This window comes from Corynebacterium sp. HMSC066C02 (assembly GCF_001814945.1).
Taxonomy (GTDB): Bacteria; Actinomycetota; Actinomycetes; order Mycobacteriales; family Mycobacteriaceae; genus Corynebacterium; species Corynebacterium aurimucosum.
In genome coordinates this window covers 25,922-43,545 of record NZ_KV818445.1, presented here as the reverse complement: position 1 = coordinate 43,545, position 17,624 = coordinate 25,922, and the positions used below count along the sequence as shown (strand labels likewise).

22 protein-coding genes are annotated in these 17,624 nt (G+C 62.0%); 15 read left to right on the top strand and 7 right to left on the bottom strand.

Going from position 1 to position 17,624, the window contains the following annotated elements; translation table 11 throughout:
• Positions 1–49: 49 nt before the first annotated feature.
• The 3 genes from HMPREF2996_RS03575 to HMPREF2996_RS03565 form a co-directional block, all read right to left on the bottom strand.
• The gene (locus HMPREF2996_RS03575; RefSeq protein ID WP_070645562.1) at positions 50–940 is read right to left on the bottom strand and encodes a cation diffusion facilitator family transporter; all 891 of its coding nucleotides are present in this window, start codon (positions 938–940) and stop codon (positions 50–52) included.
• An 80-nt stretch (positions 941–1,020) separates the two neighbouring features.
• On the bottom strand, positions 1,021–1,884 hold the full coding sequence (locus HMPREF2996_RS03570) for a hypothetical protein (protein ID WP_070730135.1): 864 nt from the start codon (positions 1,882–1,884) through the stop codon (positions 1,021–1,023).
• Positions 1,884–2,444 (bottom strand): hypothetical protein, encoded by a 561-nt coding sequence (locus HMPREF2996_RS03565; RefSeq protein WP_070711563.1) that lies wholly within the window; start codon positions 2,442–2,444, stop codon positions 1,884–1,886. The genes HMPREF2996_RS03570 and HMPREF2996_RS03565 overlap by 1 nt, the downstream gene beginning before the upstream one ends.
• Positions 2,445–2,577: 133 nt before the next feature.
• On the opposite strand from HMPREF2996_RS03565, the gene HMPREF2996_RS03560 reads away from it, so the two are divergent.
• The 3 genes from HMPREF2996_RS03560 (at position 2,578) to HMPREF2996_RS03555 (ending at position 5,059) form a co-directional block, all read left to right on the top strand.
• On the top strand, positions 2,578–3,411 hold the full coding sequence (locus HMPREF2996_RS03560; protein WP_070730133.1) for a DUF1266 domain-containing protein: 834 nt from the start codon (positions 2,578–2,580) through the stop codon (positions 3,409–3,411).
• Positions 3,412–3,572: 161 nt separating this feature from the next.
• The gene (locus tag HMPREF2996_RS12425) at positions 3,573–3,743 is read left to right on the top strand and encodes a DUF4236 domain-containing protein (RefSeq protein ID WP_010188861.1); all 171 of its coding nucleotides are present in this window, start codon (positions 3,573–3,575) and stop codon (positions 3,741–3,743) included.
• Entirely contained in the window at positions 3,743–5,059 is a 1,317-nt protein-coding gene (locus HMPREF2996_RS03555; protein ID WP_070730131.1) for a threonine/serine exporter family protein, read from the top strand. Before HMPREF2996_RS12425 ends, HMPREF2996_RS03555 begins: the two co-directional genes overlap by 1 nt.
• On the opposite strand, the gene HMPREF2996_RS03550 is transcribed toward HMPREF2996_RS03555, so the two are convergent.
• A complete protein-coding gene (locus HMPREF2996_RS03550) occupies positions 5,025–5,885 on the bottom strand; it encodes an HhH-GPD family protein (protein WP_070730129.1) in 861 nt (286 codons plus the stop codon). The genes HMPREF2996_RS03555 and HMPREF2996_RS03550 overlap by 35 nt on opposite strands.
• Before the next feature lie 41 nt (positions 5,886–5,926).
• Between HMPREF2996_RS03550 and HMPREF2996_RS03545 the strand changes: the two genes are divergently transcribed.
• Positions 5,927–6,550 (top strand): carbonic anhydrase, encoded by a 624-nt coding sequence (locus HMPREF2996_RS03545; protein WP_070730127.1) that lies wholly within the window; start codon positions 5,927–5,929, stop codon positions 6,548–6,550.
• 107 nt (positions 6,551–6,657) lie between these two features.
• The gene (locus HMPREF2996_RS03540; RefSeq protein ID WP_070445957.1) at positions 6,658–7,398 is read left to right on the top strand and encodes a hypothetical protein; all 741 of its coding nucleotides are present in this window, start codon (positions 6,658–6,660) and stop codon (positions 7,396–7,398) included.
• Here the strand turns inward: HMPREF2996_RS03540 and radA are convergent.
• The gene (gene radA / locus HMPREF2996_RS03535; protein WP_070730125.1) at positions 7,385–8,767 is read right to left on the bottom strand and encodes a DNA repair protein RadA; all 1,383 of its coding nucleotides are present in this window, start codon (positions 8,765–8,767) and stop codon (positions 7,385–7,387) included. The two genes, HMPREF2996_RS03540 and radA, sit on opposite strands and share 14 nt — an antisense overlap.
• A gap of 208 nt (positions 8,768–8,975) precedes the next feature.
• Between radA and HMPREF2996_RS03530 the strand changes: the two genes are divergently transcribed.
• Together HMPREF2996_RS03530 and HMPREF2996_RS03525 are read left to right on the top strand one after the other, a co-directional pair.
• Entirely contained in the window at positions 8,976–9,188 is a 213-nt protein-coding gene (locus HMPREF2996_RS03530; RefSeq protein ID WP_070711556.1) for a hypothetical protein, read from the top strand.
• A 40-nt stretch (positions 9,189–9,228) separates the two neighbouring features.
• Positions 9,229–9,465 carry a hypothetical protein gene (locus HMPREF2996_RS03525; protein WP_070711555.1) on the top strand — a complete coding sequence of 79 codons (237 nt, stop codon included), beginning with the start codon at positions 9,229–9,231 and terminating at the stop codon, positions 9,463–9,465.
• Positions 9,466–9,643: 178 nt separating this feature from the next.
• On the opposite strand, the gene HMPREF2996_RS03520 is transcribed toward HMPREF2996_RS03525, so the two are convergent.
• Positions 9,644–10,219 carry a hypothetical protein gene (locus HMPREF2996_RS03520; RefSeq protein WP_070445962.1) on the bottom strand — a complete coding sequence of 192 codons (576 nt, stop codon included), beginning with the start codon at positions 10,217–10,219 and terminating at the stop codon, positions 9,644–9,646.
• A gap of 288 nt (positions 10,220–10,507) precedes the next feature.
• Here HMPREF2996_RS03520 and HMPREF2996_RS03515 point away from each other — a divergent pair, with 288 nt between their 5' ends.
• The 8 genes from HMPREF2996_RS03515 (at position 10,508) to HMPREF2996_RS12420 (ending at position 16,750) form a co-directional block, all read left to right on the top strand.
• Positions 10,508–11,092 carry a CarD family transcriptional regulator gene (locus HMPREF2996_RS03515; RefSeq protein WP_010188874.1) on the top strand — a complete coding sequence of 195 codons (585 nt, stop codon included), beginning with the start codon at positions 10,508–10,510 and terminating at the stop codon, positions 11,090–11,092.
• Complete coding sequence (gene ispD / locus HMPREF2996_RS03510) at positions 11,064–11,825, top strand: 2-C-methyl-D-erythritol 4-phosphate cytidylyltransferase (RefSeq protein WP_070645578.1); 762 nt, start codon at positions 11,064–11,066, stop codon at positions 11,823–11,825. The genes HMPREF2996_RS03515 and ispD overlap by 29 nt, the downstream gene beginning before the upstream one ends.
• A complete protein-coding gene (gene ispF, locus HMPREF2996_RS03505; protein ID WP_070645580.1) occupies positions 11,818–12,300 on the top strand; it encodes a 2-C-methyl-D-erythritol 2,4-cyclodiphosphate synthase in 483 nt (160 codons plus the stop codon). Before ispD ends, ispF begins: the two co-directional genes overlap by 8 nt.
• A gap of 46 nt (positions 12,301–12,346) precedes the next feature.
• The gene (gene cysS / locus HMPREF2996_RS03500; RefSeq protein ID WP_070730123.1) at positions 12,347–13,753 is read left to right on the top strand and encodes a cysteine--tRNA ligase; all 1,407 of its coding nucleotides are present in this window, start codon (positions 12,347–12,349) and stop codon (positions 13,751–13,753) included.
• A gap of 59 nt (positions 13,754–13,812) precedes the next feature.
• On the top strand, positions 13,813–14,763 hold the full coding sequence (rlmB, locus tag HMPREF2996_RS03495) for a 23S rRNA (guanosine(2251)-2'-O)-methyltransferase RlmB (protein WP_070445974.1): 951 nt from the start codon (positions 13,813–13,815) through the stop codon (positions 14,761–14,763).
• An 18-nt stretch (positions 14,764–14,781) separates the two neighbouring features.
• Positions 14,782–15,516 (top strand): AAA family ATPase, encoded by a 735-nt coding sequence (locus tag HMPREF2996_RS03490; RefSeq protein WP_010188884.1) that lies wholly within the window; start codon positions 14,782–14,784, stop codon positions 15,514–15,516.
• Positions 15,513–16,163, top strand: coding sequence for an AAA family ATPase (locus HMPREF2996_RS03485; RefSeq protein ID WP_010188886.1), 651 nt, complete (start codon positions 15,513–15,515; stop codon positions 16,161–16,163). Before HMPREF2996_RS03490 ends, HMPREF2996_RS03485 begins: the two co-directional genes overlap by 4 nt.
• A gap of 305 nt (positions 16,164–16,468) precedes the next feature.
• The gene (locus HMPREF2996_RS12420; RefSeq protein ID WP_083313774.1) at positions 16,469–16,750 is read left to right on the top strand and encodes an ATP-binding cassette domain-containing protein; all 282 of its coding nucleotides are present in this window, start codon (positions 16,469–16,471) and stop codon (positions 16,748–16,750) included.
• A gap of 33 nt (positions 16,751–16,783) precedes the next feature.
• Here HMPREF2996_RS12420 and HMPREF2996_RS03480 read toward each other — a convergent pair whose 3' ends face one another.
• Complete coding sequence (locus HMPREF2996_RS03480; protein ID WP_070524571.1) at positions 16,784–17,623, bottom strand: CE1 family esterase; 840 nt, start codon at positions 17,621–17,623, stop codon at positions 16,784–16,786.
• Between the last annotated feature and the right edge of the window lies 1 nt (position 17,624).

Below are 17,624 nucleotides of genomic sequence, written 5' to 3'. Positions count from 1 at the left end.
TCTTTGTGTGACCGGTGGGTGGGCTATCCCACCGACTAATTAAAAGGAATCAGCACACGGTCTCGTGGGATTCGTGCTCCGGGTGTTCGATCTGGATGGTGGAGTGCTCGATGCCGTGTTCACGCAGAGCCTGCTGGGCGGCATCCAACAGTGGGCCGGTGTCGACGGTGCCGTCGCGCACGATGTGCACGGTCGTGAGCACGTTTACACCATCCAGGCTCCACAGGTGCAGGTCATGGATATCGGCAACGCCCTCGACCTGCCGCAGCGCGGGCTCGATCACGCTGGCGTCGAAGCCCGCCGGAACCTGCTCGAGCAGCACGCTCGCCGACAACCGCATGAGCTGCCAGGCGCGCGGCAGCACCATCGCCGCGATCACGAGGGAGGCGATCACGTCCGCCGCCACAAACCCCGTGGTCAGCACCACGATGCCCGCCACAATCACGGCGACCGAGCCGAGCAAATCCACCAGCACGTGCAAGAACGCGCCCTCCACGTTAATTGAGGATTCGCGGTGCCGGTGGAGCACCCACGCCGACAGTGCATTCGCCACGAGACCGATGCCCGCGATGATCAGCATTGCCTCGCCCTGCACCTCGGCCGGGTTCTGTAGGCGGCGCACCGCTTCGACGACAATCCACACCGAGATCGCCAGCACCATCACCGCATTTGCCAGCGCCGCAAGCACCTCCACTCGCCGGTAGCCGTATGTGGCCTGGGCTGATGCTTGTCGACGCCCAATCAACACCGCAATCACCGCAATGATGAGCCCGGCGGCGTCGGAAAGCATGTGCATCGCATCGGCCATCAGCGCCATTGAGCCCGCCAACCAGCCGCCGATCAGCTCCGCGAAGAAGACGGTGCCGGTAATGCTCAGCGCTATGAGGAGTGCGCGTAGCGGTGTGCCGGAGTGATCGTGGTCGTGGTGCTCGTGTGCCATGCACTCAGCTTATCACCACCGACTCTTATTGACAATAAAATGAAAACAGAAGGCGGCGGGTAGAAGTGCGCGTTCTAGCTCTACTTGGCCACGCCGAGGTCTACCAGAGCTTTCTTTGCCACCTCAGGGTCATTATTTTTGATCATGTACTCAACGATTCCCTTATCATCTGGGAGGATTTCCTGAACAGTGATGAGGGACTCGACTCGCTGTGCTTTGAATGTGGAGCCACGCGTTGATTCTGCCGGAATCTCAATGCCGTCTAGGACGGGCTTGCCGTCACGAACGGCGGCGGTGGCGGCAGGGTCATCGGTGAAGACCACGTAACCAACCTCAGGTGCTTTCGTCGTATCCACGGAGCAGTTGGTGCCCATTGCTTCTGGGGCAGGGGAGTTATCCGCGCCGTAGTAGCTGAACACCACTTCATAATCCGTGCAAGCCTCCACGAAGTCAGTAATCGGCTCGGGTGCTTGGTCAGCAGGGGTGAGGCCACTTTGAGTGTCGCCAGTGGTTGCTCCACCGGTCGCGCCGGTAGCGCCACCGTTGGAAGCCCCAGAATCGGCAGGTGCCTCAGCGGCCGGTTGTTCGGGAGCAGCCGAATCCTCTGATTTATCACCAAAGAGCGCGTCTTTAAGTGCAACGTAGCCAATCGCTACCACCACGATGACCGCGATCACGAGCGGAAGGAGCAACAGCTGCTTCTTAACGCTGAGACCCTGCTTTGAGTCATTGGAGTGGGTGCCTGTGGTTCCCGCGGTGGGGTTCGACGAGGGTGAGGCGGTGCCCGAGGCGCTCTTCGGAGACGTGCCGGCGTCTAGTGGTGAGCCGTGCTTGATGAAATGGCGGTAGCCATTATCCGCAATTACCTGGCCTTCTTCGATGTGTGAGGTGTCTTCTGCCCCGTTAAAGTGGTCGGGCGAACCCGGGTATGCAAGTCTGCTCATTATTCAGTCCACCACCGTGAATCAATGTCGGAATACAGGGAGTGCATCGACGCAACGCGCTCTTCCACGCTGTTGCGATTGAGACGGTGCTTGTTTTCTTTCCATCGCTTAAAAAGTTCTTCCGAAGACACCGCGCGCGAGGCCTCCGTTCGTGCCTCCCGGCCTGCGGTCAGGGCCCACTGGGCGGCAAACTGCACGCGACGCGCGGCCTTCTCCGTGAACCCGCTCCACACTTTGTAGGTGCTGTAGAGCTGAGCCACGACGGCCCAGCCACCCTTGTAGGGCAGAACTGTGACGTTGCCGAGGCTGTCCAGTTCAAGGAACTCAAAATGAGATGGATCCTTCTTATCGGCGGTCACGAGGATCCTACGGTTGGTGACAAACGCGGCACCATCCACCCCGCTTGCTTTCGTGGGGGCGGCTTCCAAGACAATCTCGTCGACACCAAGGCCTTCCACAACGGCTGCGGCGGCAGTGTGCACAATCTCGGAATCACCAGCACGTTTAAGCGCGGCGCCGAGATCTGGCCGGTCTGTCAATGCAATTTGGGGTCCTGTCATGCACACGAGACTAACAACACATCAAAAATGATGACTGTGTGTGCTGCGATATGGCGTCCGTCACTCCCCAACATAGGGGTGACGGAGGGGGCGCCACGGATCCACGTTGGGAACCTCGGTACTTTGTGAAGATATGAGCTCAACGTTCACGCCAGCAAAGTTTGATGATACTTGGATCTACCGCCTTACAAAGTTCCCGTGGCCGGAACCGGCGCCGAGCAAAGATGAAGTGCGCCGCCACTCTTGGGGAATGATATACAAGAGCAATAAGGCGTTTGCGACTCCGCTAGGGGTTGAGGACATCAATGCAAGGACGGCCAAGTACTACAAAGCATCTCTCGAGCAAAACTGGGGGGTCACTGGTGCACAGGAAGCGCACCAGGCTATTGACGTGTTGCTCGAAGGCAGTCAGCACGTGGAAAATGACTTTATTTTACCGCTCGCATACGCCGTGAAGGACGTCCCCGAGCGCGAGCTAGATGCGGAAGTGGAGGAAAAGGTCGAGTTCCTTAAAGACTTCTTTGTTGCCCAAGGCGCGGATCCGCGTCGTGGAGAACATAAGTTCCGCTACCTCGTAAGGATGTTGCGTTCGGAGGGCTTTGCCAAAGCAGCAGCCCCGGCATTGCCCGCCACGACTCGCGCATGGGACATAATCCGAATTCACAACGTCGGTGGTCCGGCAACGGAGCTGGGTTGGATCTCTCCAGAAGAGTTCCTTCAGATTTCAGATAAGGCCGTGGCGGCCCTGCAGCGCTACTTCGTGTCGTGGGCTGACGTAGCCGCAAGCTTCTGGTGGGGTCGAATGATCTGGGCAAGTGACGGTGAGCCCGACGTCGCCGCTGCGATGAAGGATCAATCGCAACGGCTCACCGAGTTGCTCGCACACAGTGATTCGCCTTGGGCACGCGTGCCCCTGCATGACATCGAGGCAGAGGAGCCATTTTCATCCCTGGACGGTCTGCACTAAGTCTTAGGAAGCCTGGCAGTTGGTGGGCGCCGCTGATGCCACTGCGGTAGCCGCGAGCGCGAGGGCCGCCACGAGTGCGCGAGGAGAGATCAGATTCGTGCCGTAAGGGTAATCGCTCTGTCGCCGGTGCGCAGCGACTTCGCTGCGCTAAGCTAGCGCGCATGGGAATCTATTTTCGCAAGCGCAAGAAGACCGGAAAGAATAGCTGGATCAACGTTTCCGGTTCCGGTGCGTCGATGTCGACGAAGGTTGGCCCCGTGACCTTTAACTCCCGTGGCGGCATGTGGGTCAACCTGCCCGGCGGACTGAATTTCCGGGGACGCTGGCGCTAATGACTTCTCACCCCAACAGCGACTATGTCCGCATGGGGTACGAGGCCGACGTCGTCTTGCGCTTAGGCATGATGCTCATGGGGGCGGGAACGTCCGGCTACCGCGTGCTACGCGGCATGAAACGTGCCGCCCGCGCGCTCGGCTTTGATCGGCTCGACGCCAACGTTGGCGTCACCCAGATAACATGCACGTTTCACCGTGGCCGCGAGTTTCGTACCGTGGTGGCCCAGCAGCATTCGCCGGCAGTTGACGCCTCCCGCATTGAGGCGCTGGAGGACCTTACCCACCACAGGCTGTACGCGGGCATTACGGCCGAAGATCTTACAGAGATGCTTGATTCCATCGAGTCGACGGTGGTTAAGCGGTGGAATCGTTGGTTCTTGGCAGCCGCGGCGGCGATTGCGTGCGCCTCTTTTGCGGTCCTGAACTTCTTCACACCGCTTGCGATTCTGCTGGTGGCCCTCGCCGCTTTTTGTGGTCAGCTCACCCGCGCGGTCCTACACGGCAAGCACGTTCATCAGCTGGGCTGCATCGTGGCGGCCGGAACGGTGGCTAGCCTCGTGTACTTCTTCACCACCGAGGCTGTAGCCGTCGCCGGGGTGGCGGATCCGTCGGAGTTTTCCTCGGGTTACGTGGCCGCGGTGCTCTTCCTTATTCCCGGCTTCCCGTTGTTCTCCGCACTCATTGACCTCGCGCGCTTCGACTTCGAGGCTGGGCTATCTCGCCTGACTTACGCGCTGACGGTGATCACCGCTGCGACCTTTACCGTGGCTCTGGTCAGCTGGACTACGGAGCTGACCCCGGAACCGGGCACCCCCGACTATGAGCCCGTGTGGTACCTCGCCGCCGCGGCGGCCAGCTTCCTGGGCATTTCTGGATTCGCGTTCCTTTTTAACTCCTCGCGCCGCATGGTCCTCGTGGCGGCCGCGGTGGGAACGGTGGCCAACCTCGTACGCCTGCTCCTCATCGGGGTCGGGGCCACGGCCTACGTCGGCGCTTTCGCCGGCGGTGTCATCGTCGGGCTCTTGGGCGCGGTGGCCTCCACACACGCACACCTGCCGCGCATCACTACGACGGTGCCCGCGTCCGTCATCATGATCCCGGGCACCTCCATGTTCCGCACCGTCTATCACCTCAACGTGGGCAACATGGACCAAGCGTTGAGCAACTTCGCCACCGCCTCGATGGCCGTGGCGGCCATCGGTTGCGGGCTTATCCTCGCCCGCTTGTTGACCGACCGCGATTGGACCTTCGGCCACCTCATCGACTTCTCACACGTGCCTAGTGCGGCAGGTGGAACAAACCCTCGTCGTTGACATCCATCAACCCGTCCTCGAGCAGCGAGGCCTGCGCCCGCGAGCGCTGCGCCGCGTCCGGCCATACCGCATCAAGGTCGGCCTGGGTAACTGGGTGGGGCGAGCCGCGCAGGACGTCGAGAAGCAGCCCCCGCACCTGTCGGTCCGTGCCGGTGAACTTTTGCACGCGTTTCTTAGCCCGCGCGGTCTCCTCCGCACTAGGTTCTGGGCAGCCCGCGAGCTGCCAGGCGCACGAGGCCTTAATAGGGCAGGCGGCACAGTCCGGGTTCTTGGCCGTGCACACCAAGGCACCGAGTTCCATGAGAGCGGCCGAAAAACGCGGGCCGTTCTCTTCCGGAAGCAAGGCTTCTACCTGTGCTAATTCGCGTTTCGCGGGCGTCGGGGCGAGGAAGCGCCCCTCCTCGGCGCGGGCGTAGATGCGGCGGACGTTGGTATCCACCACCGGAACGTTGTGGCCAAAATGGAAACAGGCCACCGCACGGGCGGTGTACTCACCAATTCCCGGCAACGCCAAGAGCTTGTCGACGTCTCCCGGGACCTCCCCCTCACCAATCTTCTTCGCGCACTCCCATAAGCGCAGTGCGCGGCGCGGGTAGCCCAGCTTGCCCCACGCGCGCAGGACATCCGCCTTGGAGGCCGCCGCAAGGTCCTGTGGGGTAGGCCAGCGGCGCATCCACTCCTCCCACTGCGGGGCTACGCGTGCGACGGGGGTTTGTTGGCTCATGACCTCGCTTAAGAGCACACCCCACGCCGAGGTACCCGGCCGGCGCCACGGCAGGGGGCGCTCATGAGCATCGAACCATTCCACGACAGCTTGGGTATCCATAGGCACCTCAGTGTAGGGCGGCGGGGTCTAGACTAAGAAACATGCCTTTAGTAGATGTCCCTCAAGACCCGCAGAAGGTGTGGGAAGCCCTCCAGCAAGGTAATCAACGCCTCGTTACGGGCAACCTCATCGCCGTTAACCAGGACGCGAAGCTGCGCGCTGGCCTGACCCAAGGCCAGGATCCGCGCGTCATCGTGTTGGCCTGCTCGGACTCCCGCGCGCCGATCGAGCACGTGTTCAACATTGGTTTCGGCGATGCCTTTGTCATTCGCACCGCGGGTCACATTTTGGACAGCGCGGTGATGGCCTCGCTGGATTATGCCCTAGAAAACCTCCACGCCAACCTGCTCGTTGTCATGGGGCATCAGTCCTGCGGTGCAGTGGGCGCGGCTAAGGACTTCCTGGATGGCGGCGAATTGCCCACGGGCCTGCAACGCCCGATCATCGAGCAAGTTGCCGCGGCCTCGATGGTGGCCAAGCGCGATGGCCGCGAAGACCGCGCTGACTTCGAGCGCGAAAACACCGCGCAGGTGGTTTCCCAGATCATCTCTGACATCCCGGCTGCGCGCCAGCTTCTCGACGCCGGAACGCTCGGCATCGTCGGCCTGCGCTACCTCCTTGAGGATTCCAGCGTGGAGACCGTCGTCCTACACGGCGTTGAATAATCCGTGTGCCCGCCCGGTTCCTCGGGTGAGCACATAGAAGCCGCTGCTCAAGACACGCGGCTCCGGGCTGGCCCGGGTTGGGCTCTAGTCCCCTTAAACTAAGAGCTGTGACTGAGCCATCCCGTACCCCGAAGCAGCTGCCGCGAGAGATCTATGTTCGCCGTCGCGTTGCTGCGCTCGTGGCGATCTTGGTACTCGTGATCGTTCTTATTTGGGCTGCCACCGCGCTCTTTAGCGGTTCGGAGGAACCGGGAGCGGAATCACAGCAAGCAGCGGCTTCGGATACCTTGGCCCCGTCGGAGGAAGCAACCTCGGCGGTGGAGACAACCGAGTCCACTGCGGCCGAGGGCTCCGCTGAAGCCTCGGAATCGGCTGAGCCGAAGGAAGGTGAGCAGGATAAGGAAGCGCCATCCTCTGAGGCGAAGCCCGACGAGTTGACCGTTGATCCCACCAAGACGACGTGTTCCCTCCAAGACCTCAAGGTGCTGGCCAAGACCAACGAGGACAGTGTTCCGGCTGATAAGATGCCGACCTTCTACTTGGAGGTCTTTAACCCGACAACGGCAGATTGCTCCATAGATCTGGATGAGGAACAGCTGCGCTTCGAGGTCTACAAGATGGGCTCTAACGAGCGCGTGTGGGCCGATACCGATTGCTATGCCTCGGTGGAAACCGGCAAGCAGACCTTCAAATCCGGTGAGACCCGCTACTTCCAGGCGGATTGGTCCCGCAAGCGCTCCGAACCAGGCAAGTGCACCGACCGCGAGGAAGCCGAGCCGGGTGCTTACTTCCTACACTCCGTCATCGGTGAGAATTACTCCCCAGCGCTCCCGTTCAACCTGCTTTAACAGCGGCGATAGCCTCACTCAGCGTTGCCGCTTGGTGCACCCGCATGCCGCCGCTGGTTTCCACCTTTCCGGGCGGGACTAGGGCATGGCGGTAACCCAAGCGGGCGGCTTCCGCCAAGCGACGGTCTAGGTTGGGCACGCGGCGCACCTCTCCGGCGAGGCCAACCTCCCCGATGACAACGGTCTTCGCCGGTAGCGGTTGCTCGTGCAAGGAGGACCACGTGGCAAGGGCTACGGCAAGGTCCGTTGCCGGCTCCTGAATTTTCATTCCTCCCACCGTGGCCACATAGGCATCCTTGTCGTTGGTGCGTTCGCCCGCGCGGGCCTGGAGCACTGCGAGCACCATGGGAACGCGGTTGGCATCAAGCCCCGTCACCACGCGCCGTGGGTTCTTCGCCACAGGATCCACGGTGAGTGCCTGGACCTCAGCCAGAATGGGGCGCACACCATCCATGGCGACGGTCACCGCCGAGCCATCCGGGGTGCTGCCGCGGTGGGAGAGGAAGAGGCCAGAAGGATCCGCGACCTCCCGGATTCCGGACGCTGTCTGCTCGAAGCACCCCATCTCATCGGTGGCGCCGAAACGGTTCTTCAGGCCCCGGAGAAGGCGCAGAGAGGATTGACGGTCACCTTCAAAATTCAGGACGACGTCCACGAGGTGCTCAAGCACGCGCGGTCCGGCAACGTTGCCGTCTTTGGTTACGTGCCCGACGAGGAGGATGGGGATGCCGGTGGTTTTGGCCAGCGTGGTCAGGGCAGCGGTCACCGCGCGCGACTGGGCCACGCCGCCAGCCACGCCTTCGACTCCGGCGGCGTGCATGGTTTGGACGGAGTCCACGATGAGCAGGCTGGGTTTGAGCTGTTCCACGTGCCCAAAGACGACGTCGAGATTCGACTCAGCCGCAAGGTAGAGCGTTTCGTGCAAAGCCCCGGTGCGCTCAGCGCGGGCGCGGACCTGACCGGCGGATTCCTCCGCGGTGGCATACAGCGCAGTGCGCCCTAGCTGCGCCCAGCGGGAAGCAACCTCGAGCAGGAGAGTGGATTTGCCGACTCCCGGTTCACCCGCCATGAGCACCACCGACCCGGGGACGATGCCGCGGCCCAAGACTCGGTCAAGCTCCCCAATTCCGGTATTGATGGCCTTCGTCGCTGACGCACCGACCTTCGTTATCGGCACCGCTGGGCTCGTCGGAGTCAAACCGGTGGGGCGCCGCCCAGACATGGCGGCTTGGGCGGCGGTACTGCTTTGGGCTGCCGCGGTTTCCTGCAGCGTCCCCCACGAGCCGCACTCAGGGCAGCGGCCAAGCCACTTGGGGGAGACGAAGCCACACTCAGAGCAGGTGTGGACGGGACGAACCTTTTTTGCCATGTCTCACACTCTAGTAAGCCGCGTGGACAGGCACGTGTTTGTGTTGCTCCATCAGCAGAAACAAGCGTTACCCCCGAGTGGAGAGAATCTAGCCTACGAGAGGCGTCCCACTAGTGATGGGGTAAACTACGCGGCGAGGGGCATACAACACAGTCCCAAGTTTGTGTGTCTCCGGTCCTATACTCTCCCGACCCGCGAAGGTGTTTTCATGAAGATCCGTCGTACTCTTGTCGCCGTTGGTGCTGCCGTAGCCGTTGCAACTGCTGGTACCCCCGCCGCTTCCGCTGCACAGGCTCCGGAGCCGCTGGCCTCCGTTCTGACCCAGATCGCCAACACTGCTGGCTACGAGGCTCAGAACGTTATTCTTGTTCCGGCAGCTTTGTCCTCCTTGGGCTTCCTGTCCAACCTGCTGTTCAACTAATCCGCCCCCACACGTTCATCAGATTTTTCAAGGAGACATAATGAAGATTCGTCGCACCCTCGTTGCTCTGGCCGCTGCTACCTCTGTCGCATTTGCTGGCGCCCCGGCTGCTTCCGCAGCTACCTACCCGGAGCCGTTGAACCAGGTTATGGATCAGATGGTTAAGTACGGCGGCCCGCAGGCACCGAACCTTCTTCTGGTTCCGGCTGCTCTGTCCTCCCTGGGCATCGTGAACTCTATTGTTGTCCTCGCGCTCGCAGGCTCTTCTCAGGCCTAAGCGCCTCGCCGGCACCGTAGAAAAAGGCCACCGCGTGGTATCTCATGCGGTGGCCTTTGTGTATGTGCGAAAACACTAATACGAAACGCAGCTGCCCCAACTGACGAAGTTTTCCCGAATCTTTAAATCACGGGCTACAACTTTGGCAGCTGGGGCGGTTTATCTATGAAGAAAAGGCTTATTTGTTCTCGGCGTAGCCCTCGGTGGACTGCGGGTCGCGGTCATAGTTACCGGACTGCAGCGGGGAGGCCGACACGGTGGCATCAACCTCAATGGTGCCGGTGTTGAAGGTGAAGGTCACCGGGCGGGAGCCGCCAAAGGCGTAGTCCTCATTCTCCAGGGAGGTGGTCACATAAGTGATGTTCTTATCCTTGCCGTCCTTGGGGAGGCGGTCCAGGTTCTCCTGGGAATCGGCGTAGAGAGCATGATCGCGCGGAAGCGGCTCGACGCCCTCCAGGGGCACATCCTGGCCGTCAACGCTGACGGACTCGAGGGTAACGTCATCGACCTTGTAGCCCTGGTTCACGGCAACGAACTTCAGGGAGGTCTCACCGGTGTCCGGCTCAACCTGAATGGTGACGTCACGTACGGCCACCTTGCCATCTTCGGAGCTTGCGGATGCACCGTCGACAGCAATCACCTTTTCCGCGGTCTGCGCAACATGACCGGCCGAGCAGGACGCCAAGGCCAGCGCGGAGAGGGCGGTAACTGACATGATGGCACCGCAGCGAGCGGCGGACTTCAGGGACTGCACTGTGAGTGTCCTCCATTGAATTGCGATCACAAAGCTTATCAACGCTTTAGCCTAGTACCTCCGGGGGGAAAGCACACAGTTTCCGCTAAACCCCTTGGGTAGACCGGGGGTAGCCGGGCTTTATATCAGCCGCCATAGTGGTGTAGTGCAGCCAGTGCGCAGCGCCCGGGCGGGGCAGCAGGGGTAGAAAGCAGCGTGCTAGAATAGACTCCCTGTATATGCGGCCCACCGAGAGCACGCCGAGCGCACACGATGGGCATCGTCTCAAAGGCTTCACAAGGAGTGGCAATGGAATTTAAGGTCGGAGAGGTCGTCGTCTACCCCCACCACGGCGCCGCCAAGATTACGGCGATTGAAACGCGGGAGATGGGCGGCGAGGAGCTCGAATACCTCGTTCTCCAAATCAACCAGTCCGACCTGGTGGTGCGTGTCCCTTCCAAGAACGTTGAGATGGTGGGCGTGCGCGACGTTGTGGGCAAGGAAGGCCTCGAGAAGGTTTTCTCTGTTCTGCGCGAAGTAGACGTCGAGGAAGCCGGCAACTGGTCCCGCCGCTACAAGGCGAACCAAGAGCGCCTCGCCTCCGGTGATATCAACAAGGTGGCAGAGGTCGTGCGTGACTTGTGGCGCCGCGATCAGGACCGCGGCCTGTCCGCTGGTGAGAAGCGCATGCTGGCTAAGGCCCGTCAGATCTTGGTGGGCGAGCTTTCCCTGGCTAAGCCGGTTGATGAGAAGAAGGCTGACACCATGATGGAGGAGATTAACGCCACCATCGAGCGCCACCGCGCCGCTGGCCTGGTGGAGGACAAGTCCATTACCACCGACATTGACAATGACGTCGATCTCGATGACCTCTCCTTCGACGACGAAGACTAATCAACGCTCCACCGCCCGCGTCATTGCTCTCGTCGCGGCTGCCGGTCAGGGAACGCGCCTCGGGGCCGAAGTCCCGAAGGCCTACGTGGAGCTGCGCGGGCGCACCTTGCTGGAGCGTTCTGTCCGGGCCATGATCACCTCAGAATTCGTCGATGAGATCATCGTTCTGGTCAGTCCCGCGATGGAGGGCTACGCCGCCAGTATCCTCGACCGCATCGATTCTGATGTTCCCGTACGTATCGTCCACGGTGGGGGTGAGCGCGCCGATTCTGTCTGGGCGGGCCTGCAGGCCATCCCGGATGAAGATGCCGTGGTGCTGATCCACGACGCCGCCCGAGCATTGACGCCGCCGGGGATGATCGCGCGCGTCGCCAAGCGCGTGCTCGACGGTGCCACCGCAGTTATCCCGGTCCTTCCCGTGGCGGACACTATCAAAGAAGTCGAAGGGACCGCGGTGCTGTCTACGCCGGACCGTTCCCGTCTGCGCGCTGTGCAGACGCCGCAGGGTTTTAGCCTGGCTGCGCTGCGCCGCGCCAACCTAGACTATTGGGCGCAGGACCCCGACTTCGTCGCCACGGACGACGCCAGCCTCATGGAATGGCATGGTGAGCGCGTGGAGACCGTGCAGGGAGATACCTTCGCGTTTAAAATCACCACCCCCATCGACCTCGTCTTGGCGAAAGCCGTGACGGATGAGGTCGAACCGACCATCTTCGAGGTGCCTAGTGACTAACCCCATCATCCCCCGCGTGGGAATCGCTACCGATGCCCACCAGATCGAGCCCGGAAAACCCTGCTGGATCGCAGGTCTGCTTTTTGAAGGCGTCGATGGCTGCGAGGGCCATTCCGATGGGGACGTGGTGAGCCACGCGCTTGTCGACGCTTTGCTCTCCGCCTCCAACCTCGGCGATTTGGGCTCTTTCGTTGGCGTAGGCCGGCCGGAGTACGACGGGGTTTCCGGCGCCCAGTTGCTGCGCGAGTGCCGCGAGCTGCTAGAAAAGGAAGGCTTCATCATCGGCAACGCTGCCGCACAATTGGTTGGCCAGAGCCCCAAGATGGGCCCGCGGAGGAAGGAAGCCGAGGCCGTGCTGAGCGACATCCTCGGCGCCCCCGTGTCCGTCTCTGCGACGACGACGGATCACCTTGGCTTCACCGGCCGCAAGGAGGGCCGCGCTGCCGTGGCGACTGCCGTAGTCTGGCGCGCCTAAGGAGTCCTGAACTTGCCGGCTGGATGAGTCAATTAGACTAGGCCAGGTGAGTACTTTGCGCATTTTTGATACCGCCACCCGCAGCCAACGTGAGTTCGAGCCGGTTCGTCCCGGCCACGCGTCGATCTACCTGTGTGGTGCCACCCCGCAGTCCCAGCCACACATCGGCCACCTGCGCTCCGGCGTGGCCTTCGACATTCTGCGCCGCTGGCTTATCGCACAAGGCTATGACGTGGCACTCGTGCGCAACGTGACTGATATCGATGACAAGATCCTCACCAAGGCCGCTGAGAATAACCGCCCCTGGTGGGAGTGGGTATCCACCTACGAGCGTGAGTTCACCAAGGCCTATAACACCCTGGGTGTTCTGCCCCCTTCCGTGGAGCCGCGCGCGACGGGCTTTGTCACCCAGATGGTGGAGTACATGCAGCGGCTTATCGACGCCGGCTTTGCTTATGCCGTGCCTGGCGAAGACGGTGCTGGTTCCGTCTACTTTGACGTCGCGGCGTGGAATGCCACGGAAGGCTCGGACTACGGAGCGTTGTCTGGCAACCGTGTCGAGGAGATGGAACAGGGCGAAACAGACAACGCTGGCAAGCGCAGTCCCCAGGACTTCGCGCTGTGGAAGGCGGCTAAACCAGGTGAGCCGTCCTGGCCCACCCCGTGGGGCCGTGGCCGGCCGGGCTGGCACTTGGAGTGCTCGGCCATGTCCACCTACTACCTAGGCGGCGAATTCGATATCCACTGCGGTGGCTTGGATCTGCAGTTCCCGCACCACGAAAATGAGATCGCACAATCCCATGCGGCGGGCGATAAGTTTGCCAACTACTGGATGCACAACCACTGGGTCACCATGGCCGGTGAGAAGATGTCGAAGTCCTTGGGTAACGTGCTCTCCATTGCCAATATGCTGGAGATCGTCCGCCCGGTGGAGCTGCGCTACTACCTGGGCTCTGCGCATTACCGTTCGGTCCTCGAATACTCCGAGGCAGCGCTGACCGAAGCTGCGGCTGGCTACCGCCGCATCGAGGACTTCGTGGGCAAGTTCGAAAACGTAGAGAAGGGCGAGTGGACTCCGGCCTTCGAAGAGGCGATGAATGATGACATCGCTGTGCCGAAGGCGCTGGCGGAAATTCACACCACCGTGCGCGCGGGCAATAAGGCGCTCAGTGAAGGCAACCGTGAAGAGGCCGAGCGCCTCGCTGGGGCGGTGCGCGCCATGGCCGCGGTTCTTGGCTTTGATCCACTCGATGAACAGTGGAAAGATAGTGGCGAAGAAAGCGGCGCTGATGCGGCCCTGGACGTGCTCGTCCGTGCCGAACTGGAGCGTCGCACCACCGCCCGCGCAGAAAAGGATTGGGCTACTGCGGACGCCGTGCGCGACCGCCTTGCAGCCGCGGGTATTACCATCACCGACACCGCCGACGGCCCCACCTGGACCTTGGCGGATTAACCGTCCTTGGCAAAGGCCAAGGACAGCACAGAAGTCGAGGACAACAAAGGAGAAGAATTATGGCACGTACCCATGGCCGCGGCGGCGCGGGCGCCCGCAAGTCCAATAAGAAGGGGGCTACGAAGGGCTCTGGTGGTCAGCGTCGCAAGGGCCTGGCCGGCAAGGGCCCTACGCCCAAGGCGGAGGACCGCGTCTACCACGCCAAGCACAAGGCGAAGCTGGAACGCGAGCGCCGCAATTCGGGCCGCCACCAGAAGGAGACCGCGGAGATGGTCGTTGGCCGCAACCCGGTCATCGAGTGCCTGCACGCCAAGGTGCCTGCTACCTCCCTCTACATCGTGCAGGGCACGCGTAATGATGCCCGCCTGTCGGAGGCAGTGGCCATGTGCAATACCCGCAACATCCCGATTCTTGAGGTCCAGCGCCACGAGATGGATCGCATGACCGGCAACGGCATGCACCAGGGCATTGGCCTGCAGATTCCGCCGTACAAGTATGCCGACGTTCATGACCTGATGGATCGGGCCCGCGATGCTCAGGAACCGGGTATGTTCGTCATCCTCGATAACATCACCGACCCGCGCAATCTCGGCGCAGTCATCCGCTCCGTCGCGGCCTTCGGCGGCCATGGTGTCATCATCCCAGAGCGTCGCTCCGCCTCCGTCACCGCGGTGGCCTGGCGTACCTCCGCCGGCACCGCCGCGCGCTTGCCGGTGGCTCGCGTGACCAACGTGACCCGCACGGTCCAGGACTTCCAGAAGGCCGGCTACCAGGTTGTTGGCCTGGATGCGGGAGGCGAGCACACCCTCGATACTTACAACGGTGGCACCGACCCCGTTGTCATCGTCATCGGCTCTGAGGGCAAAGGCATTTCGCGCCTCGTCCGCGAGAACTGCGATGCCATCATGTCCATCCCCATGACCGACTGGGTTGAATCCCTCAACGCCTCCGTGGCGGCAGGTGCGGTGCTTTCCGAGTTCGCCCGCCAGCGTCGCGCGGCCCAGAAGTAGGCTCACGCTTTCGTCGCCATGTTCCTCACGAGTGTGCGTCCCGCCCCGGAGCTTATTGGGGAGGGACTGCCCGGCGTGCCGGAACACATGCGCCGCCTGGGCGTGCTCATCGCAGCGCTGCCCGGCGGCGCCTTGCGTTTGCCTACGCCCGTGACCGTCGTCGTGGGGGATAACGGCGCCGGAAAATCCACGCTGCTCGAGGCCATCGCCGTGGGGCTTGGCGTCAATCCCGAGGGCGGCTCGCGCCACGCCCGGTTTGCCACCGGCGACGAGGACTATCCCGAGTGGCTCATCTGCTCGCGGGCGCACAACCCGCGCGACGTGTACTTCTTGCGCGGCGAGACCTTCCTCAACTTGAGCGAGTATCACCACCAGATCCACAGCCCGGAGAATCCCGATCCGCTCAGTGACCTGCCGTTTCTCAGCCACGGCCAGGGTCTGCTCGCCCTCGTCGAGAGACGCTTCCATTCTGACGGAATGATCATTCTCGACGAGCCGGAAGACGGCTTGTCCTATCCCCGGCAGGTCGAGGTTGTCACGCAGCTCGAGCGCCTCGCCGCCCAGGGCGCGCAGGTCATCCTCGCGACGCACTCGCCAGTCTTCCTCAGCATGCAAGGCGCGACCGTCTACGCGTTCGGCGACAAGGGGATTGCGCCCGTCGCTCCCGAAGCGACGGAAGCTGTCCACGCCGCGCGCGAGTTCCTTGCCGATCCATTGGGGACCGCCGCGTTTCTTATTGGGGAGGGCGAATGAGAGACTTCTATGTCGACGCCTATGCCGCGCTGGACGGCGGCCACGGACCTGAGTGGGTGTCCTCCGTTCCTGGTTTCGTGGCGCTGCGACGCCAAGGACTGGACCTGCGTGCGCCGGTGACCGTGCTGACCGGGGACAACGGGGTAGGAAAGTCGACGCTCGCCGAGGGCATTGCCTTCGAGTACGGCTTTCCTGAGCGCGGTGGGATATGGGGTGTGCAGCGCTCCGCCGGTCCCATCAATCCCCTCCGGAGGTGGGCGAGCCTGCGGCTAGGTACCGCGCCCAAGGACGGCTACTTCCTGCGAGCGGAGGCGCACTACAACGTTGGTTCGACCGCGATGTCGCATGGCGAGTCCGTCATGGACGTCGTGCAGCGTTCCTTTGATGGGCGCGGGCTCTACATCCTCGACGAGCCGGAATCTGGGCTTTCGCTCGTGCGGCAGATGACGCTCATGGCGGAAATCCATCGCGCCGCGGAGGCGGGTGCGCAGTTCATCGTGGTGACGCACTCGCCGATTGTGGCAGCCATCCCCGGTGCGCGGATTGTTGAAATTACAGAAGATGGGTTCTTCCTTGAGCTGCGCGACGTGACCCAGACGCTGGCGTTTCAGTCGTTGCGTGAGTTTCTCTACGCCTCCGGATGCTAGATTCAGGGCCGAGAAAGCTGGATGGCGATCTTTACTTCTTGGTTGCTGGCCAGTACTTCACATCTTGAACATTCAGATTGCGTGCGTGTGCCGAATACAAGGTTCTGGAGGATTGGGGTTCCACGGCTTAGAGACGAGGACGACTCGGTCCTTTGCCTGCCGTTTTCACCTTGTACAGATTCAGCTGCGGGTAACTTGAAGAATCTTCGCCAGCAAACCGTGACATCGAGAGTACATACATACACAGACGTGTGCAACATCACGCTGGGACGTAATAATTCTCTAGATAACAACGGGTCGCAAGTGTGATTAGTCCGTACGCGAGAAAAGAAAACCTACGCGATGGAACGCGACCTCTACGCGATCGTCAACGACATTGCCGACCACTACAACAAGGTTCACTGAATGATGAACTGAAGGATCTTTTATCCCTTGTAGGCCTTTCATTGCACCACAGTGTTTCCTGCGAGCATGCTTCGCTCGGTATGAAACAGCGTCTAGGAATCGCCAAAGCACTGGTCGGTAATCCACAATTATTGCTTCTCGACGCTCACCTACGAACGGCCTCGACCCGAGGTTGGGGCTGAGTGGAGTGAGACACGATGGGGCGCACGTGCAGTCTAGAGCCCGAAGAATTCCTCCACGAGCTCGGCAGCGATGAAGGAATCCGTGTTTTTACCCAGGCGTGGGTCCAGCTCGTTGCCCGACGGGATGACGTGGCCCATGCCCTCGACGCTCACGAGCTCGACCGGCGCGCCGGTGGCGTCTGCCGGCTCCCAGCGGTCGACAACGGTGTCGGGGAAAAGGTGGGTGCGCTCTGGGCCGGCGGCATGGTTGAGCTCCGCGAAGCGTGCGGCGTTCTCCTGCGCGCCGGTGACGGCACCGCGGGTGCGCTTCGGGTCAATGCCCGCCGTTCCGCCCGTATAGGGCGCGAGCCGGTCGCCCGTGCCGTGGACGAACATGACCGGGGTGGGTTGGTACGCCGAGTCCGGATTGGTGGGCGCATGGTTGGCGCCGGCGCCGAGAGTGGAGGCGAAGACGCAGGCGGCATCGGCAAGCCCGGGGGCGTCGAAGAGCAAGCGGATAACCATCTGCCCGCCGTTGGAGAAGCCGCAGAGGAACACGCGGCCAATCTCCTGCTCCGCGCGCAGCTCGTCGAGGATGGCGCGCGTGAAGGCGACGTCATCGATGCCCAGCTCGCGCGCGGCGACGGGCAGGGTGGCGCGGGCATCGTTAAAGTGCTGTTCCACGCCGGTGGGGTAGACCGCAAGCATGCCGTGGCGGGTGGCGAGGTCATCGAACGTGCCGTTAGTGAAGCGGCGGATGACGTTCGCGGATTGCAGGGAGCCGTGGAAGAACAGGAGGAGGTCTCTCTGGCGCTCGACGTCATCATTCGGGCGGTACACGAGGTACGTGCGGGTGCGGTCTTGTAATTCGAGGCTACGGCGTTCCAAAGTCACG

What these genes read in the sequence shown, in the direction of transcription:
- HMPREF2996_RS03575 (WP_070645562.1), bottom strand. Translation starts at nt 940, where the DNA reads ATGGCACACGAGCACCACGACCACGATCACTCCGGCACACCGCTACGC.
- HMPREF2996_RS03570 (WP_070730135.1), bottom strand. Translation starts at nt 1,884, where the DNA reads ATGAGCAGACTTGCATACCCGGGTTCGCCCGACCACTTTAACGGGGCA.
- HMPREF2996_RS03565 (WP_070711563.1), bottom strand. Translation starts at nt 2,444, where the DNA reads ATGACAGGACCCCAAATTGCATTGACAGACCGGCCAGATCTCGGCGCC.
- HMPREF2996_RS03560 (WP_070730133.1), top strand. Translation starts at nt 2,578, where the DNA reads ATGAGCTCAACGTTCACGCCAGCAAAGTTTGATGATACTTGGATCTAC.
- HMPREF2996_RS12425 (WP_010188861.1), top strand. Translation starts at nt 3,573, where the DNA reads ATGGGAATCTATTTTCGCAAGCGCAAGAAGACCGGAAAGAATAGCTGG.
- HMPREF2996_RS03555 (WP_070730131.1), top strand. Translation starts at nt 3,743, where the DNA reads ATGACTTCTCACCCCAACAGCGACTATGTCCGCATGGGGTACGAGGCC.
- HMPREF2996_RS03550 (WP_070730129.1), bottom strand. Translation starts at nt 5,885, where the DNA reads ATGGATACCCAAGCTGTCGTGGAATGGTTCGATGCTCATGAGCGCCCC.
- HMPREF2996_RS03545 (WP_070730127.1), top strand. Translation starts at nt 5,927, where the DNA reads ATGCCTTTAGTAGATGTCCCTCAAGACCCGCAGAAGGTGTGGGAAGCC.
- radA (WP_070730125.1), bottom strand. Translation starts at nt 8,767, where the DNA reads ATGGCAAAAAAGGTTCGTCCCGTCCACACCTGCTCTGAGTGTGGCTTC.
- HMPREF2996_RS03530 (WP_070711556.1), top strand. Translation starts at nt 8,976, where the DNA reads ATGAAGATCCGTCGTACTCTTGTCGCCGTTGGTGCTGCCGTAGCCGTT.
- HMPREF2996_RS03525 (WP_070711555.1), top strand. Translation starts at nt 9,229, where the DNA reads ATGAAGATTCGTCGCACCCTCGTTGCTCTGGCCGCTGCTACCTCTGTC.
- HMPREF2996_RS03515 (WP_010188874.1), top strand. Translation starts at nt 10,508, where the DNA reads ATGGAATTTAAGGTCGGAGAGGTCGTCGTCTACCCCCACCACGGCGCC.
- ispD (WP_070645578.1), top strand. Translation starts at nt 11,064, where the DNA reads ATGACCTCTCCTTCGACGACGAAGACTAATCAACGCTCCACCGCCCGC.
- rlmB (WP_070445974.1), top strand. Translation starts at nt 13,813, where the DNA reads ATGGCACGTACCCATGGCCGCGGCGGCGCGGGCGCCCGCAAGTCCAAT.
- HMPREF2996_RS03490 (WP_010188884.1), top strand. Translation starts at nt 14,782, where the DNA reads ATGTTCCTCACGAGTGTGCGTCCCGCCCCGGAGCTTATTGGGGAGGGA.
- HMPREF2996_RS03485 (WP_010188886.1), top strand. Translation starts at nt 15,513, where the DNA reads ATGAGAGACTTCTATGTCGACGCCTATGCCGCGCTGGACGGCGGCCAC.